The organism is Pseudomonas sp. HMSC08G10, assembly GCF_001808425.1.
In the GTDB taxonomy this organism is placed as follows: domain Bacteria; phylum Pseudomonadota; class Gammaproteobacteria; order Pseudomonadales; family Pseudomonadaceae; genus Aquipseudomonas; species Aquipseudomonas guariconensis.
In genome coordinates this window covers 140,383-155,930 of the sequence record NZ_KV793306.1, presented here as the reverse complement: position 1 = coordinate 155,930, position 15,548 = coordinate 140,383, and the positions used below count along the sequence as shown (strand labels likewise).

General features: G+C 62.1%; 14 protein-coding genes. 6 read left to right on the top strand and 8 right to left on the bottom strand.

Annotated features, from left to right (window positions below; all coding sequences use genetic code 11):
- From HMPREF3173_RS11110 to HMPREF3173_RS11100, 3 genes are all read right to left on the bottom strand, one after another.
- A complete protein-coding gene (locus HMPREF3173_RS11110) occupies positions 1-933 on the bottom strand; it encodes an oxygen-dependent tRNA uridine(34) hydroxylase TrhO (protein WP_043206602.1) in 933 nt (310 codons plus the stop codon).
- A gap of 116 nt (positions 934-1,049) precedes the next feature.
- Positions 1,050-1,346 (bottom strand): BolA family protein, encoded by a 297-nt coding sequence (locus HMPREF3173_RS11105; RefSeq protein WP_070573113.1) that lies wholly within the window; start codon positions 1,344-1,346, stop codon positions 1,050-1,052.
- 10 nt (positions 1,347-1,356) lie between these two features.
- On the bottom strand, positions 1,357-1,875 hold the full coding sequence (locus tag HMPREF3173_RS11100; RefSeq protein WP_070573110.1) for a DUF2059 domain-containing protein: 519 nt from the start codon (positions 1,873-1,875) through the stop codon (positions 1,357-1,359).
- Between the two features lie 157 nt (positions 1,876-2,032).
- Between HMPREF3173_RS11100 and HMPREF3173_RS11095 the strand changes: the two genes are divergently transcribed.
- A complete protein-coding gene (locus HMPREF3173_RS11095; RefSeq protein ID WP_070573107.1) occupies positions 2,033-3,427 on the top strand; it encodes a class II fumarate hydratase in 1,395 nt (464 codons plus the stop codon).
- A gap of 65 nt (positions 3,428-3,492) precedes the next feature.
- Here HMPREF3173_RS11095 and HMPREF3173_RS11090 read toward each other — a convergent pair whose 3' ends face one another.
- Both HMPREF3173_RS11090 and pap read right to left on the bottom strand, forming a co-directional pair.
- Positions 3,493-4,455, bottom strand: a complete 963-nt coding sequence (locus tag HMPREF3173_RS11090; protein ID WP_043206606.1) for a DMT family transporter — start codon at positions 4,453-4,455, stop codon at positions 3,493-3,495.
- Positions 4,456-4,685: 230 nt separating this feature from the next.
- Positions 4,686-6,179, bottom strand: coding sequence for a polyphosphate:AMP phosphotransferase (gene pap / locus HMPREF3173_RS11085; protein ID WP_043206607.1), 1,494 nt, complete (start codon positions 6,177-6,179; stop codon positions 4,686-4,688).
- A gap of 156 nt (positions 6,180-6,335) precedes the next feature.
- Between pap and mnmC the strand changes: the two genes are divergently transcribed.
- The 5 genes from mnmC (at position 6,336) to HMPREF3173_RS11060 (ending at position 13,593) form a co-directional block, all read left to right on the top strand.
- Positions 6,336-8,318 carry a bifunctional tRNA (5-methylaminomethyl-2-thiouridine)(34)-methyltransferase MnmC2/FAD-dependent 5-carboxymethylaminomethyl-2-thiouridine(34) oxidoreductase MnmC1 gene (gene mnmC, locus HMPREF3173_RS11080; RefSeq protein ID WP_070573105.1) on the top strand — a complete coding sequence of 661 codons (1,983 nt, stop codon included), beginning with the start codon at positions 6,336-6,338 and terminating at the stop codon, positions 8,316-8,318.
- A gap of 141 nt (positions 8,319-8,459) precedes the next feature.
- Positions 8,460-10,247, top strand: coding sequence for an N-acetylglutaminylglutamine amidotransferase (locus HMPREF3173_RS11075; protein WP_070573103.1), 1,788 nt, complete (start codon positions 8,460-8,462; stop codon positions 10,245-10,247).
- Positions 10,248-10,250: 3 nt separating this feature from the next.
- Positions 10,251-11,993: an N-acetylglutaminylglutamine synthetase gene (gene ngg / locus HMPREF3173_RS11070; protein ID WP_070573100.1), complete on the top strand. Its 1,743-nt coding sequence runs from the start codon at positions 10,251-10,253 to the stop codon at positions 11,991-11,993.
- A 98-nt stretch (positions 11,994-12,091) separates the two neighbouring features.
- Complete coding sequence (locus HMPREF3173_RS11065; protein ID WP_070573098.1) at positions 12,092-13,276, top strand: osmoprotectant NAGGN system M42 family peptidase; 1,185 nt, start codon at positions 12,092-12,094, stop codon at positions 13,274-13,276.
- Positions 13,277-13,365: 89 nt separating this feature from the next.
- The gene (locus tag HMPREF3173_RS11060; RefSeq protein ID WP_043206612.1) at positions 13,366-13,593 is read left to right on the top strand and encodes a YheU family protein; all 228 of its coding nucleotides are present in this window, start codon (positions 13,366-13,368) and stop codon (positions 13,591-13,593) included.
- Here HMPREF3173_RS11060 and HMPREF3173_RS11055 read toward each other — a convergent pair.
- From HMPREF3173_RS11055 to HMPREF3173_RS11045, 3 genes are all read right to left on the bottom strand, one after another.
- Positions 13,582-13,785: a carbon storage regulator gene (locus tag HMPREF3173_RS11055; RefSeq protein ID WP_043206614.1), complete on the bottom strand. Its 204-nt coding sequence runs from the start codon at positions 13,783-13,785 to the stop codon at positions 13,582-13,584. The genes HMPREF3173_RS11060 and HMPREF3173_RS11055 overlap by 12 nt on opposite strands.
- Positions 13,786-13,910: 125 nt before the next feature.
- Positions 13,911-14,243 (bottom strand): YnfA family protein, encoded by a 333-nt coding sequence (locus HMPREF3173_RS11050; RefSeq protein WP_070573096.1) that lies wholly within the window; start codon positions 14,241-14,243, stop codon positions 13,911-13,913.
- Between the two features lie 260 nt (positions 14,244-14,503).
- Positions 14,504-15,220: a hypothetical protein gene (locus HMPREF3173_RS11045; RefSeq protein WP_139146840.1), complete on the bottom strand. Its 717-nt coding sequence runs from the start codon at positions 15,218-15,220 to the stop codon at positions 14,504-14,506.
- Positions 15,221-15,548: the final 328 nt, after the last annotated feature.

The following is a 15,548-nucleotide window of genomic DNA, read 5'->3' as shown; positions in this document are numbered from 1 at the left end:
TCAAGCCTCGGCTTTGTAGTTGTAACCGATCGGGTGGGGCTGGTTGCGCGCCTTGGCCAGTTCGATCTGCTTCTGCCGGTCGATAGCGCTGCGCCGGGTCTTCTCGCTCAGGCTGTCCCAGCAATGCGGGCAGCTCACGCCTGGCGAATAGTGCTCGGACGCACGGTCCTCCACGCTGATCGGGTGGCGGCAGGCATGGCACTGGTCGTATTCGCCCTCGGTCAGGTCATGACGCACCGTGACGCGATTGTCGAAGACGAAGCAGTCGCCATCCCACAGGCTCTGCTCCTGAGGCACTTCCTCGAAGTACTTCAGGATCCCACCCTTAAGATGATAGACCTCCTCGAAGCCTTCACCGAGCATGTAGCTGGAGGCTTTTTCGCAGCGGATGCCGCCGGTGCAGAACATCGCAACCTTTTTGTGCTTGCTCGGATCGAAGTTGGCCTTGATGTAGTCGGGAAACTGGCGGAAGGTCTCGGTCTTCGGGTCGATGGCGCCCTTGAACGTGCCGATGGCCACTTCGTAGTCGTTGCGGGTGTCGATCAGCAGCACTTCCGGGTCGCTGATCAGGGCGTTCCAGTCCTTGGGCTCGACGTAGGTACCGACCTTGTGGTTCGGGTCAACGCCCGGCACGCCCAGAGTGACGATCTCTTTCTTGAGCTTGACCTTGGTGCGGTAGAAAGGCTGCTCGTCGCAGTAGGATTCCTTGTGGTCGATATCGACCAGGCGCGGGTCGTTGCGCAGCCAGGTGAGCAGCCCGTCGATACCTTCACGGGTGCCCGAGACGGTACCGTTGATGCCTTCCAGGGCCAACAGCAAGGTGCCTTTGACGCCGTTGTCGACCATGGTCTGGAGCAGCGGCTCGCGCAGCTCGACGTAGTCTTCCAGGGTGACGAACTTGTACAGCGCCGCCACGACGATAGCTTGTGACATGAAACAACTCTCCAGGTGGTCACCCTCGTAAGGGGCGGACCGGGTTTGACAAAAAGCAGGGGGCCGCTTTAGCGGCCCCCGGATGACGCGGATTGTACCAGAACGACGGAAGGGATTCAGTGCCCCCCGCCGGCACAGACCGGCGAGGCCGGCGCCGCACCGACGTTGGCCCATTCCTCGGACGTATAGGTATGGATCGCCAGGGCGTGGATCTGGCCCATCAGCTCACCCATGGTGGCGTAGACCTTCTGGTGGCGCTTGACGCTATTGAGCCCGGCGAACTGCTCGCTGACGATCACCGCCTTGTAGTGGGTCTCCTGGCCACGGCTGTGCATGTGACTCTCGTTGAGCACCTCAAGGTGCGCCGGGGCCAGGGCGGCCAACTGCTGTTCGATGCGTTGCTGCATGTTCATCGGGTGTCACTCACTTCTTGGCTGGGGCCTTGCCGGCGTTCGGGTCCAGTTCCTTGGTCATGTCGTCAAGTAGCTTGTTGACCACAGGCACCGCCGGCTCCAGGCTCTGCTGGGTCAGCTGGGCCGACTGCTGGGTCACGCGGGGCATCTCGCGCAGGACCTTCTTGCCCAGCGATGATTCGTAGAATTTGACCAGGTCCTTGAGCTCCTGCTCGGTGAAGGTCTGGGTATACAGGTCGACCATCTTCGGCTTGATCTTCTTCCAGCCGATAGCGTTGTCCAGGGCAGCATTGGCCTTGGCCTGGTAGCTGTCGAGCACGTTTTTCTTGGACTCAGGCGCTTTGGTCTGGGCGAAACGCTGGGCGAACATCTGCTGGACTTGCATGTACACCGGGGTGCCCAGCTTGTCGGCGTTGACCAGAGTCAGGAATTTCTCGGCGGCAGCGTTGTGGCTGGCAGTGGCGGCGAGTACCTGGCCGCTGGCGCAAGCCAGGACGATGGCGGCACAGAGGACGCGAAGACGAGTCATTGCATTTCCTTCATGAAAGAAAGGGAGGCGGGTACCTCGGGGAGAGCATTCTGCGCTGTGGCGCCATAGTGCTCAAGTGGCATGACGAGCGACGGAACCGCTCGAGCGAATCAAGGCCTAAACTGCGGTTTCGGACTGACAAAGGAGTGAACGCAGCATGAGCCGTATCGAGACAGACAGCCTGGGCCCGGTCGAAGTTCCAGAGGACGCCTACTGGGGCGCGCAGACCCAGCGTTCGCTGATCAACTTCGCCATCGGCAAGGAGCGCATGCCCCTGGCTGTACTGCACGCCCTGGCGCTGATCAAGAAAGCTGCAGCGCGGGTCAACGACCGCAATGGCGACCTGCCGGCCGACATCGCCCGTCTTATCGAACAGGCCGCCGATGAAGTGCTCCAAGGCGAACATGACGACCAGTTCCCGCTCGTCGTCTGGCAGACCGGCAGCGGCACCCAGAGCAACATGAACGTCAACGAAGTCATCGCCGGGCGCGCCAACGAGCTGGCCGGCAAGGGTCGAGGCGGCAAGGCGCCGGTACACCCCAACGACCACGTCAACCGCTCGCAGAGCTCCAACGACTGCTTCCCCACCGCCATGCACATCGCCGCTGCACAGGCCGTGCACGACAAACTGCTGCCAGCGATCGCCGAACTCTCGGCGGGCCTGGCCGAGCTGTCGGCGCGTCACCAGCACCTGGTCAAGACCGGCCGTACCCACATGATGGACGCCACACCCATCACCTTCGGCCAGGAAGTCTCGGCGTTCGTCGCCCAGCTTGACTATGCCCAGCGCGCCATTCGTGCCAGCCTGCCGGCAGTGTGCGAGCTGGCCCAGGGCGGGACTGCGGTGGGTACCGGGCTCAATGCTCCGCACGGCTTCGCCGAAGCCATCGCCGCAGAGCTGGCGGCGCTTTCGGGCCTGCCCTTCGTCACCGCACCGAACAAGTTCGCCGCCCTGGCCGGCCATGAGCCGCTGACCACCCTGGCCGGCGCCCTCAAGACCCTGGCCGTGGCCTTGATGAAAATCGCCAACGACCTGCGCCTGCTCGGCTCCGGCCCTCGCGCAGGGCTCGCCGAAGTACGCCTGCCGGCCAACGAACCGGGCAGTTCGATCATGCCCGGCAAGGTCAACCCGACCCAATGCGAGGCCCTGTCGATGCTCGCCTGCCAAGTGCTGGGCAATGACGCGGCGATCGGCTTTGCCGCCAGCCAAGGGCATCTGCAGTTGAACGTGTTCAAGCCGGTGATCATCCACAACCTGCTGCAATCGATCGAGTTGCTGGCCGACGGCTGCCGCAACTTCCAGCAGCACTGCGTGGCCGGGATCGAGCCGGATGCCGAGCAGATGGCCGCGCATCTGGAGCGCGGGCTGATGCTAGTGACCGCGCTCAACCCGCACATCGGTTACGACAAGGCTGCCGAGATCGCCAAGAAGGCCTACAGCGAGGGCAAGACACTGCGTGAGGCGGCGCTTGAACTCAAGTACCTGACCAACGAGCAGTTCGACCAATGGGTGCGGCCAGAGAACATGCTGGCGCCCGGCGCCAAAGGCTGACCGTCAGGCCATGCAGACCCGTTTGCGCCAGCTCTTTTACGGGAGCTGGCGCAGCCACGTCTGGTTCACTGAACCTGTGCCAATCGCGCACGCCGCGCACGCCAGCCGGCCATCAATGAAGGCCCCAACGCCACGAGGGCCGACCCCACCACCACCGTCACCGCCCCGACGTATCCCAGGGCGTTGATGTCTTCGGCCTGGACATAATCCGGCCACAGCACAGCCGCCGCGGCCACGGCGAGGAAAGTCACCAAAGGTGTGAGCGCCAAGGTCGCGCTCACCCGCGAGGCTTCCCAATGGGCCAGCGCCTCGGCGAACGCTCCGTACGCCACCAGGGTATTGAGGCAACACGCCAGCAACAGCCAGCCTTGCAGCGGGCTCAACTGCAATGCCTCCAATGGATGCGCCCAGGGCATCAGCAACAGCGCACAGCTCAGGTACATCACCATCATCACCTGCTGTGAATGCCACACCGTGAGCAGTTGCTTCTGGCTCAGGGCATAGAACACCCAGATGCTCGTGGCCAGCAGAATGGTCAACACGCCGGTGGTATAAACGCCCAACGAGGTCAGCAGCTCTTCGAGCCGCTGGTTGAAGAACAGCCCGAATCCAGCCAGCAGCACCAACAACCCAAGCCCCTGTCCCAGGCTGAAGCGCTCCTTGAATACGAACACGCTGGCCACCAGCAACAATACCGGGCCAATCTGCACCACCAATTGTGCGGTGCCAGGGCTGAGCAGGTTGAGCCCGATCAGGTACAGCACGTAGTTGCCCATCAGGCCGAAGACCGCCACGGCGATCAGGCCTGCGCCCTTGCGTCCAAGCTTGCCGACGGCCGGCAAGCGCCGATTGACCGCCAACCAGGCGAACAGCAGGCAGCCAGAAACCGTGAGGCGATACCAGGTGACGGTGATCGGGTCCATCACCTGCAGGACTTGCTTGAGCTTGATCGGCAGGATGCCCCAGAGAAACGCGGTCAGCAGTGCCAGGAACAGGCCGTAGCCCCAGCGTCCGGAAGAAATGTGCATAGCGTCCTCGAATCAGGCCCTGCGGGTGGGGGTACTGGAAATTCTAAGGGCTTGGAGTACAGGGCTGGGGAAAAGTCGCGGGAAAAGAATTCATCGGGTCATTCCTTGCGGGCATGCCAGGATTTCCCCTGTCGCCCACGCTGGCCTTTTCGCAGGCAAACCCGCTGCCACAGGTGCACCGCTAGTCTGTGGAATCGGGTTCGCTCGCCAAATAGGTAACAGCCAAGCACTTACTTGCGGGATTTATGGAATGCCGCTTCCAGCGCCTCGTTGATGGTCTTGAGTACCTTCACCCGCGCCCAACGCTTGTCGTTGGCCTCGACCAAGGTCCAGGGCGCGATTTCGGTACTGGTGCGGTCGACCATGTCCCCCACCGCCTCTACGTACAGGTCCCACTTGTCGCGGTTGCGCCAATCGTCCTCGGTGATCTTGTAGCGCTTGAACGGGATCTGCTCGCGTTCCTCGAAGCGCTCCAGCTGCGTTTGCTGGTCGATCGCCAGCCAGAACTTCACCACCACGACGCCCGCGTTGGTCAGTTGCTCCTCGAAATCGTTGATCTCGCCATAGGCACGCATCCAGTCGGCTGGGGTGCAAAAGCCCTCCACCCGCTCCACCAGCACCCGGCCATACCAAGAACGGTCGAAGATGGTGAACTTGCCTCGCGCCGGAATATGCCGCCAGAAACGCCACAGGTAAGGCTGGGCCCGCTCCTCTTCGGTGGGTGCGGCGACCGGTACGATGCGGTACTGACGGGGGTCGAGCGCCGCGGCTACCCGGCGGATAGCGCCGCCCTTGCCTGCCGCGTCATTGCCTTCGAACACCGCCACCAGTGCATGGCGGCGCATCTGCTTGTTGCGCAGCAGCCCTGCAAGGCGAGCTTGTTCGGTGACCAGTTGCTCTTGGTAATCGTGTTTGTCCAGGCGCCGGCTCAGGTCCAACGCGCCGAGTAGGCTCTTCTGGTCGATGCTGCGCCCCAATGGCGCCACGTTGCCTTTGTGCTTGCTACTCGGATCGTTGGCCAGCGCCGCTTGCAGGCTCTCCAGGAGGATGCGCCCCACCGCCAGGCTGCGGTAGTACGGATCGACACCCTCGATCACATGCCAGGGCGCGTAGTCGCGGCTGGTGCGACGCAACACCCGCTCACCGAAACGCACGAAGCGGTCATAGGTTTGCGATTGCTGCCAGTCCAGCGGGCTAATGCGCCAGCTGTGCAAAGGGTCGTCCTTAAGCGCCTTCAGACGCGCCTTCATCTGTTTCTTGGACAGATGGAACCAGAACTTGATGATCAGCGCGCCCTCATCGCAGAGCATCTGCTCCAGACGCTCGGCCCCGGTGATGGCCTGGTCGAGCACCGCATCCTTGAACAGACCATGGACCCGTCCCTGCAGCATCTGGCTGTACCAGTTGCCGAAGAACACACCCATGCGCCCTTTGGGCGGCAACGCCCGCCAGTAGCGCCAGGCCGGCGGACGGGCCAGTTCCTCATCGGTCTGCTGGTCGAAGGTGCGTACCTCGATCAGACGCGGGTCCATCCACTCGTTGAGCAGTTTGACCGTCTCGCCCTTGCCGGCGCCCTCGATGCCGTTGATCAGCACGATCACCGGAAAGCGCGCCTGCTGCTTGAGTTCGTACTGGGCTTCGAGCAGCGCCTCGCGCAGGGCGGGTACTTCGGCCTCGAAAGCCTCCTTGTCGATGCTGTGACCAATTTCGGCGGATTCGAACATGAGTTGCCTTGGCTCCTTCAATGGATAACCAAGACTAGCGGATTGTGCGCCAGGCTTCAGGTCCAATCGCTGGCCACGTTCGGTTCTGTTCGGTTGGCGCAGCGACAGGTGCGTAAATGGCTTAAAATCGCCCTCCCGCGACATGCTGAGCCAACCATGCCTGACACCTTCTTACAGCACGCCCAGATCGACTGGGACGACCAGGGCCGCCCTCACTCGCGGCAGTACGACGACGTCTACTTTTCCAAGAACGAAGGCATCGAGGAAACCCAGCATGTCTTCCTCGAACAGAACCGCCTGCGTGAACGCTGCGCCGCCCTGACGCCCCAGGACTGCCTGGTGATCGGCGAGACCGGCTTCGGCACGGGCATGAATTTCTACTGTGCGTGGCAGTTGTTCGCCGAACACGCCCCGCTGGGGGCGCGCCTGCATTTTGTCAGCGTCGAAAAGTACCCGCTCACCCGCGAAGACCTCGCCCGCGCGGTACAGCTATGGCCGCAACTCGAACCTTACTGGCAGCCGCTGCTGGCACAGTACGTGGCGGTACATGGCGGCTTCCAGCAGTTCAGCTTCGACCATGGGCGGGTGACCCTGACCCTGATGGTGGGCGATGCCCTGGAGCAATTGCCTACGCTCGATGCGCAGGTCGATGTGTGGTTCCTCGACGGCTTCGCCCCGGCGAAAAACCCCGACATGTGGACGCCGGAGCTGTTCGCGCAACTGGCCCGGCTGTCCCGGCCCGGCACCACACTGGGCACCTTCACTACCACCGGCTGGGTGCGTCGTGGCCTGATCGCGGCAGGCTTTGCCATGCGCAAGGTGCCAGGTATCGGCAAGAAATGGGAAGTCATGCACGGCCAGTTCCAGGGCTGGCCCGCTGAGCAACCCGCCCCAGCCGAACCCGAACCTTGGTACGCCCGCCCTGCCCCTGTGCAAGGCCCGCGGCATGCCTTGGTCATCGGTGCCGGCCTTGCCGGTAGCGCCACGGCTGCCAGCCTCGCGGCCCGTGGCTGGCAGGTCAGCGTGCTGGAGCGCCATGACGCCCCGGCCCAGGAAGCCTCGGGCAACCCCCAGGGCGTGCTCTACCTGAAACTCTCGGCCCACGGCACGACGCTGTCGCAGATGATCCTCTCGGGCTTCGGCTACACCCGCCGTTGGCTGCATCAGTTGCAACGCGGCCAGGACTGGGACGACTGCGGTGTGCTGCAATTGGCCTTCGACGACAAGGAAGCACAGCGCCAGGCCAAGCTGGCCGAGGCCTTCGACAGCACATTGCTGCACGTGCTCGATCAGGCCCAGGCCGAGTCGGTCGCAGGTGTGGCACTGCCTGCCGGTGGGTTGTTCTATCCCGAAGGCGGCTGGGTGCATCCGCCAGCGCTGTGCAAGGCACAGTTGCAACATCCACGCATCGAGTTGCTGACCCACCAGGAGGTGATCGAACTGCGCAAAGTCGATGGCCGTTGGCAAGCGTGGGATGGCGAGCGTCTGCTGGCCAGCGCGCCAGTGGTGGTGCTCGCCGGAGCCGCCGAGATCCGCCGCTTCGAGGCCTGCGCCGAGCTGCCGCTCAAGCGCATCCGCGGGCAGATCACCCGACTGCCGGCCACAGAGGCCAGCCGCGCCTTGCGCACCGTGGTGTGTGCCGAAGGCTATGTCGCGCCGCCGCGTGGCAATGAGCACACCTTGGGCGCAAGCTTCGACTTCCATAACGACGACTTGGCACCGACTGTCGCCGAACACCAGGGCAACTTGGCCCTGCTCGATGAAATCTCCACGGACCTGGCCGAGCGGCTCAATACCAGCGTGCTGGACCCCGCCCAGTTGCAAGGCCGAGCGGCGTTCCGTTGCACAAGCCCAGACTACCTGCCGATCGTAGGGCCCGTGGCGGATGGGCAAGCGTTCACCGACGCCTATGCGGTGCTCGCTAAAGACGCGCGACAGGTGCCGGACACGCCCTGCCCTTGGCTCGACGGGTTGTACGTGAACAGCGGCCATGGTTCGCGAGGCTTGATCACCGCGCCGTTGAGCGGCGAGCTGGTCGCAGCCTGGGTGTGCGGTGATCCGCTGCCGCTGCCGCGCGCGGTGGCGCAGGCGTGTCATCCGAACCGGTTTGCGTTGCGCCGGTTGATTCGCGGCAAATAGACAGACTGCGGCTTACCCGCAAAGGGGTCGCTCAACCCATATAACAGATTGATCTAAAACTCTCACAACCCCCATGGGTCAGTCCCATATGCGCCCCATTTCGGGGCGCATATTCCCCAACGGCAAAACCGGTAAGGACCTATGTGCGGATTAGCAGGAGAGTTACGTTTCACCCCCATCGACCAAGCCCCTCGCCCGGCGGACCTCGCTGCGGTAGAGCGCATCACCCATCACCTGGCGCCTCGTGGCCCCGACGCCTGGGGCTTCCACAGCCAGGGCCCGATCGCCCTCGGCCACCGGCGTCTGAAGATCATGGACCTGTCCGACGCCTCGGCCCAGCCCATGGTCGACAACACCTTGGGCCTGTCGATGGTCTTCAATGGCGCCATCTACAACTACCCCGAACTGCGCGAAGAGCTCAAAGCCCTGGGCTACCGCTTCTTCTCCGACGGCGACACCGAAGTGTTGCTCAAGGGCTATCACGCCTGGGGCGCAGCCTTGCTGCCCAAGCTCAACGGCATGTTCGCCCTGGCCATCTGGGAACGCGATGCCCAGCGCCTGTTCCTGGCCCGCGACCGTCTCGGTGTCAAACCGTTGTACCTGTCGCGCAACGGTGAGCGTTTGCGCTTCGCCTCCACACTGCCCGCGCTGCTCAAGGGCGGCGATATCGATCCGGTGATCGACCCGGTGGCGCTCAACCACTATCTTAATTTCCACGCTGTAGTGCCGGCGCCTCGCACCCTGCTGGCCAATGTGCAGAAGCTCGAACCCGGAACCTGGATGCGCATCGACCGCCACGGCGAGGTGCAGCGTGAGACCTGGTGGCAGTTGCACTACGGTCCGCGTCCGGATGAACAGCACCTGGACCTGGAAGACTGGACCACACGCGTGCTGGACGCCACCCGCGACGCCGTGGCCATCCGCCAACGTGCGGCGGTGGACGTCGGCGTGCTGCTCTCCGGCGGCGTCGACTCCAGCCTGTTGGTCGGCCTGCTGCGCGAAGTAGGGGTGGACGATCTGTCGACCTTCTCCATCGGTTTCGAAGATGCCGGCGGCGAGCGCGGGGACGAGTTCCAGTATTCGGACCTGATCGCCCGCCACTACAGCACGCGCCACCATCAATTGCGTATCGACGAGCGCGAGATCATCGAACAGCTGCCGGCGGCGTTCCGCGCCATGAGCGAGCCGATGGTCAGCCATGACTGCATCGCCTTCTACCTGCTCTCGCGGGAAGTGGCCAAGCACTGCAAGGGGGTGCAGAGCGGCCAGGGCGCCGACGAATTGTTCGCCGGCTACCACTGGTACCCGCAGGTGGACGGCGCCGACGATGCCTATGAGGCGTATCGCACCGCCTTCTTCGACCGCGACCATGCCGAGTACCGCGACACGGTCCAGGCCCCGTGGCTGCTGGAAAGCGACGCGGCCGGCGAGTTCGTTCGCGAGCATTTCGCCCGCCCTGGCGCCAGCGAGGCTGTGGACAAGGCCCTGCGCCTGGACAGCACCGTGATGCTGGTCGACGACCCGGTCAAACGCGTCGACAACATGACCATGGCCTGGGGCCTGGAAGCCCGCACACCGTTTCTCGATTACCGACTGGCGGAACTGTCGGCGCGCATCCCGGCCCGATTCAAACTGCCCGACGGTGGCAAACACGTGCTCAAGGCTGCGGCGCGACGGGTAATCCCACATGAGGTGATCGACCGCAAGAAGGGCTACTTCCCGGTGCCCGGTCTGAAGCACCTGCAAGGCGCCACGCTGGACTGGGTTCGTGAACTGCTGACCGACCCAAGCCAAGACCGAGGTCTGTTCAATCCGACCATGCTCGATCGCCTGCTGAGCAACCCTCAGGGTCAATTGACGCCGCTGCGAGGCTCCAAGCTTTGGCAGTTGGCCGCCCTGAACCTCTGGCTCAGCGAACAAGGAATCTGACCGATGAAAGCGCAAACCGCCTATGGCCAGCGCCTGCTACGCGGACAAGCCCCCTCCTACGAGCGCCTGCAGGCGCAATTGGCCGGTGATGGCAGCGAACCCCACGGCCAACCCCGCGCGGTACATTGCGGCTGGGGCCGGCTGCTGATCGGCCACACCTACCCTGATCCGGCCGTGCTCGCCGAGGCATTGCTCGACGAGCGCCCCGGCGAGCGAGATATCGCTCTGTATGTGGCCGCTCCCCAACAAGTGCTGGCCCAGGCCCCGCAACAGTTGTTCCTCGATCCTTCGGACACCCTGCGCCTGTGGTTCACCGACTACCGCCCTGCGCAACGCGTGTTCCGTGGATTTCGCATCCGCCGGGCTCAGGCCGACGCTGACTGGCATGCCATCAACGCCCTTTACCAGGGACGAGGCATGCTGCCGGTCAACCCAGAGCTGCTCACTCCCCATCACCTGGGCGGGCCGGTGTACTGGCTGGCCGAAGACGAGGACACGGGCGCTGTGATCGGCAGCGTCATGGGGCTGAACCACAGCAAGGCCTTCGATGACCCTGAACATGGCAGCAGCCTGTGGTGCCTGGCCGTCGACCCGCAATGCACCCGCCCAGGCGTAGGCGAAGTGCTGGTGCGTCATTTGGTCGAGCACTTCATGAGCCGCGGCCTGGCCTATCTGGACCTGTCGGTGTTGCACGACAACCGCCAAGCCAAGCGCCTGTACAAGAAGCTGGGCTTTCGCAACCTGCCGACCTTTGCGGTCAAGCGCAAGAACGGCATCAACCAGCCACTGTTCCTCGGCCCTGGCCCAGAGGCTTCGCTCAACCCCTACGCCCGTCTGATCGTCGACGAGGCCTACCGGCGCGGCATTGACGTGCAAGTTGACGACGCCAGCGCCGGCCTGTTCACCCTGAGCCTGGGCGGGCGCCGTGTCCGTTGCCGCGAATCCTTGAGCGATTTGACCAGTGCCGTGAGCATGACCTTGTGCCAGGACAAACGTCTCACCCAACACGTTCTGGACGCCGCCGGTCTGCACGTGCCGGTTCAACAGCTGGCCGGTAATGCCGATGACAACTTGGCTTTTCTCGAAGAGCACGGCGCGGTGGTGGTCAAGCCGGTGGATGGCGAACAAGGCCAAGGTGTCGCAGTCAACCTGGGCACTCTGGAGGAGATCAACCAGGCCGTCGAGCAGGCTCAACGCTTCGACAGCCGGGTACTGCTTGAAAGCTATCACCCTGGTCTGGACCTGCGCATCGTGGTGATCGGCTTCGAAGTGGTGGCGGCAGCGATCCGTCACCCGGCCCAGGTGATCGGGGACGGCAAACACAGCATCCAGGCCTTGATCGAAGCCCAAAGCAGACGACGCCAGGCTGCCACCGGCGGCGAAAGCCGTATCCCGCTCGATGAGGAGACCGAACGCACCTTGCGTGCGTCGGGCCTGGACTACGACAGCGTGTTGCCGACAGGACAACGCCTTGCCGTGCGCCGCACCGCCAACCTGCACACCGGCGGCACGCTCGAAGACGTCACCGAGCGCCTGCATCCGGTGCTGGCTGACGCCGCCGTGCGCGCCGCGCGCGCCCTGGACATCCCTGTGGTGGGCCTGGACCTGATGGTGCGCGATGCTGAGCAGCCGGACTACGTGATCATCGAAGCCAACGAGCGGGTGGGCTTGGCCAACCACGAGCCGCAACCGACCGCCGAGCGCTTCGTCGACCTGCTCTTTCCCCACAGCCGAGCACCGACATGAAACCGTGCACAAGGTAAACCTGCTCCCATTGGGCTCGGCGCAGCTCTGTGGGAGCGGGCTTACCCGCGAGAGAACAGCGTTAACCCAAGGAGTACCTGATGTCTAACGGACACCCCGAACCCGATCTCGAGTACCTCAAACGCGTGCTGCTGGAAATGCTCGCCATTCCTAGCCCCACCGGTTTTACCGACACCATCGTACGCTACGTGGCCGAACGCCTGGACGAGCTGGGCATCCCCTTCGAACTGACCCGCCGCGGCACCATCCGCGCAACGCTCAAAGGCCGTCAGAACACGCCTGACCGCGCCGTCTCGGCGCATCTGGACACCATCGGCGCCAGCGTGCGCCAACTGCTCGATAACGGCCGTCTGGCCCTGGCCCCGGTGGGCTGCTGGTCCAGTCGATTCGCCGAAGGCAGTCGCGTCAGCGTGTTCACCGACACGGGTGTGTACCGCGGCAGCGTGCTGCCACTGATGGCGAGCGGGCATGCCTTCAACACTGCCATCGATCAGATGCCGATCAGTTGGGAGCATGTGGAAGTGCGTTTGGATGCCTACTGCGCTACACGCGCCGACTGCGAGGCACTGGGGATAGCTATTGGCGACTTCGTCGCCTTCGATCCGCTGCCGGAGTTCACTGAAAGTGGTCATATCAGCGCGCGCCACCTGGACGACAAGGCTGGCGTGGCAGCACTGCTGGCAGCACTCAAGGCCGTGGTGGAGTGCGGCCAACAACCGTTGATCGACTGCCACCCGCTGTTCACCATCACCGAAGAAACAGGCTCTGGTGCCGCGGCAGCGCTGCCTTGGGACGTGAGCGAGTTCGTTGGCATCGACATCGCTCCGGTGGCGCCCGGGCAGGCCTCAAGCGAACATGCCGTGAGCGTGGCCATGCAGGACTCCTCAGGCCCTTATGATTACCACCTCTCGCGGCACCTTCTGAAACTGGCTGGCGACCAGGACCTACCGGTGCGCCGTGACCTCTTCCGCTATTACTTCAGCGATGCCCATTCGGCCGTCACGGCCGGGCACGATATCCGCACCGCGCTGGTGGCGTTTGGATGCGATGCCACCCATGGATATGAGCGCACGCATATCGATAGCCTGGCCGCCCTCAGCCGATTGCTGGCTGCTTATCTGCTCAGTCCACCGGTATTCGCCAGCGATTCGCACCCTGCGAACGCATCGCTCGAGCGCTTCAGCCATCAGTTGGAGCATGATGCCCAGATGGAAAGCGAGACGAGGGTGCCGACAGTGGACAGCCTGATTGGCAACAAGGCTTGAGCGCCTGAAGCGAGGAGACGCAGTAGCCTCAGGCAAGCCCCTCGCGATTGGCGTAGCATGCACCCCATCCCAGCCAAGACTTTGTGACCATGCTGATTCCCTACGACCAACTCGAAGCCGAAACCCTCACCCGTTTAATCGAGGACTTCGTAACCCGCGACGGCACCGATAACGGCGACGACACGCCCCTGGAAACCCGCGTACTGCGGGTCCGCCAGGCACTGGCCAAAGGACAGGCGTTCATTTTGTTCGATCTTGAAAGTCAGCAATGCCAATTGCTGGCCAAGCACGAAGTGCCCAGGGAGCTATTCGACTGACTGCTTGCCCTGACGCCGCTGCGCCAGGGCTTGTTTGACGCTGTCGCTGATCTCTTCCCGGTTTACCGTGATATCAGCAGGTGCCTTGATGCCTAGACGCACCTGTTCACTCCCTTGCACGGACAACACCCGAATCGTGATGTCGTCCCGGATCTTGATCGCCTGCCCCACCTGACGCCCTATCACCAACATGTCTGACCCTCCAATCCAACGGAAAACCAGAGACTGCCTGGGGCTCATTCAACCGCACAACGTTACGCAGGCGAAATAGACGCATCCCACACACACAGGCGATTCCACCTACAGCCTTACCTGCATCACCCTTGCTGCAACCGCGGCCCGAACACAATGAGGGTTGCGCCCGCCACACAGAGCAGCGCCCCTAGCCAGTCGCTGGACATCGGCCGAGCCCGCTCCACCAGCGCCAGCCACAGCAATGAGGCAACGATATAGATACCGCCATAGGCGGCATAGGCACGGCCGGCATACGCCGCTTCGACGCGGGTGAGGATCAGCCCGAACACCGTCAGGCTGGCCAGCGCAGGCACCACCCACCAAGCGCTCTTGCCCAGGCGCAGCCAGAGATAGAATGCATAGCAGCCGCCAATCTCAAACAGCGCCGCCAAGAAAAACCATAGGTAATTGATCACACCGGCCATCCTGCCCATTGAACGACGCATAGCATAACGGAGGCGAAAGCAAGCATGGACGGCTCTCTAGCCTCTGATGGCAACGATCGCAACGCAGAACGCATGATCATACAGCTACTGCTTAATGTTGACTCAGACACAAGCCTTCCCACTGGTGTGACAGTTTGGCTTCGTCATCCTGTAAATGCGATGAACGTGGGATCGAGCACAGCTCAGCTAAATTCCACTTCTCCAATCAGGCCTCATGGCAAACACCCTCCTCACACAATAATGATATCCAGCCCCGCGTTCAGTTGACGGAGTCGGTTCAATAAAACCAGCCGCTCAAAACTCATTTTCCTCAAACCACCTCCTAAGTAACGAGGCGCATAGATGATCCCCACAACCTTGATCGCCTCTGTCAACGGAAAATATATTTTTACATTCGACTTACCCACAACAAGCACCTCATTGTGCAGCAACGTTTTCCCGATGACGTCATCGGGGGGCACAATCTTATTGTATCGCTCCACCATCTTAATCCACCCAAACTTGGAAGTACCATTGAATATGGCATCGGCAAAAGCAAAATTCTCGGCACTAACATGCGTCGGAAATAAGACATCATGAGGAAAGGTACCGAGAATATTTTGCGGAGGCACTTCGAGTAGAAACCCCACTTCACCGAAGAGCTGTGTGGATCGCGCCCTTCCTCTCTTTTGATCCCGATGCCTATATTGCGAAATCCGTTTGATATCGACCAAACTCGTGGAAAAAACGTCCCAACTGTTGAGTACCTCTTCAGCCTGACGCTTTGACAAAGGACCATTTTCAAATTTTTCCAAGCTCACCCCATGCACCAGGAATCGCTTTCGATCTGCCAAACGTTCCCATTGCTGCAACGTACGTTCGATTTTTTTATCATAGGAGTACTTGGGTCCACTCGACCGCTGCTCATTTTTTTTCGTCCTGCACATTCGCGACATCCATTCGAACATAACCGCTCCCGTCACAACGATATAACGTTCACTCTAAGATCTGGATTCATGCGCTTTAGCCTGAAAATCAAAGCCCAGTGATATTTTTGCAGATTCACAGCATGCACTAATTAGAGGCCATACATCGTTGATGCCCTCCCACGTGCGTAGCGTTCTAAATAAAGTAAATTTATATACTCTAACAGTATTATTTCAGCCTTACGGACCCCGCACGAACCCAGTTCCGCCCCTTGACAAACCCAAGCCACTTAGCAGTACATCGACGAATGTTGCGACTGGCGCAGTCCCCAACCCTTCGACTCTTTCATCATCGCTGAGTGAGTCAGAG